This is a genomic window from Shigella sp. FC1567 (assembly GCF_001743015.1).
GTDB classification, from domain to species: domain Bacteria; phylum Pseudomonadota; class Gammaproteobacteria; order Enterobacterales; family Enterobacteriaceae; genus Escherichia; species Escherichia coli.
Genome location: NZ_MIIV01000250.1, coordinates 1 through 1,691, shown reverse-complemented (window position 1 = coordinate 1,691; position 1,691 = coordinate 1). Strand labels below are relative to the sequence as shown.

The 1,691-nt window shown below is 42.7% G+C and carries 2 protein-coding genes; one reads left to right on the top strand and one right to left on the bottom strand.

The genetic code is table 11. The annotated features are described in order from the left end of the window. On the bottom strand, positions 1-165 hold a 165-nt coding region (locus BHE85_RS14785; RefSeq protein WP_047664789.1), incomplete at its 3' end, for an IS1 family transposase. 372 nt (positions 166-537) lie between these two features. Between BHE85_RS14785 and ipaHd the strand changes: the two genes are divergently transcribed. Then, positions 538-1,691 (top strand): T3SS effector E3 ubiquitin-protein ligase IpaHd (gene ipaHd / locus BHE85_RS14780; protein WP_087613913.1); only part of this gene is annotated, 1,154 nt, incomplete at its 3' end.

Genomic DNA, 1,691 nt, shown 5'->3' with positions numbered 1-1,691 from the left:
TTTCTGGTGCGTACCGGGCTGAGAGGCGGTGTAAGTGAACTGTAGTTGCCATGTTTTACGGCAATGAGAGCAGAGATAGCGCTGATGTCCGGCAGTGCTTTTGCCGTTACGCACCACGCCTTCAGTAGCGGAGCAGGAAGGACATCTGATGGAAATGGAAGCCACGCAAGCACCTTAAAATCACCATCATACACTAAATCAGTAAGTTGGCAGCATTACCTTTTTTATATACATGATTCACTGATACCAGTGGCATTAATAGCTATTATATAGCTTCAGCTCCTTTTTTCATACCTTAAGGAAAAATTGCCCCCTCCCCCAAAAAGTATCGTTTTTTTACATTAAACCGATCCAGTTTAGGATAGTGTAAAGCAGAAGTTCTTCAATATATAACATATGGAGTTAATATGCTTACACAAACTATATATCCGCCTCCTCCAGAAGTTCCTGTCTACTGCTGAAGGGAACCAATAACATTGCAAAGCAGATAAAAAAGAATCCAACACCTCTCAACATAAAGAATACGCCCTGATATTTATGCTCCCGACAAATAACAATCACAGATTAATTTCAAATTCGTTCTCCACTTATTCAATCGACACTAGCCGCGCATATGAAAATTATCTAACCCATTGGACTGAATGGAAAAATAACCGCATACAAGAAGAACAACGAGACATCGCTTTTCAGCGACTAGTATCATGTCTACAAAACCAAGAGACGAACCTAGACTTGTCTGAATTAGGCCTGACAACATTACCTGAAATCCCCCCGGGAATTAAATCAATTAATATAAGTAAAAATAATTTAAGCTTAATCTCCCCATTGCCTGCGTCCCTTACACAGCTTAATGTCAGCTATAACAGACTTATTGAACTGCCTGCTTTGCCTCAAGGACTTAAATTATTGAATGCGTCCCACAATCAACTAATCACACTACCCACACTCCCCATATCTTTGAAGGAGCTTCATGTCTCAAATAATCAATTATGTTCTCTTCCTGTTTTACCAGAACTACTGGAAACATTAGATGTATCATGTAATGGGCTGGCAGTTTTACCACCTTTACCATTTTCTTTACAAGAGATTAGCGCAATAGGGAATCTTCTTAGTGAACTCCCCCCTCTACCTCACAACATTCACTCCATATGGGCAATCGACAATATGTTAACCGATATTCCATACCTGCCGGAAAATTTAAGGAACGGTTATTTTGACATAAATCAGATAAGTCATATCCCGGAAAGCATTCTTAATCTGAGGAATGAATGTTCAATAGATATTAGTGATAACCCATTGTCATCCCATGCTCTGCAATCCCTGCAAAGATTAACCTCTTCGCCGGACTACCACGGCCCGCAGATTTACTTCTCCATGAGTGACGGACAACAGAATACACTCCATCGCCCCCTGGCTGATGCCGTGACAGCATGGTTCCCGGAAAACAAACAATCTGATGTATCACAGATATGGCATGCTTTTGAACATGAAGAGCACGCCAACACCTTTTCCGCGTTCCTTGACCGCCTTTCCGATACCGTCTCTGCACGCAATACCTCCGGATTCCGTGAACAGGTCGCTGCATGGCTGGAAAAACTCAGTGCCTCTGCGGAGCTTCGACAGCAGTCTTTCGCTGTTGCTGCTGATGCCACTGAGAGCTGTGAGGACCGTGTCGCGCTCACATGGAACAA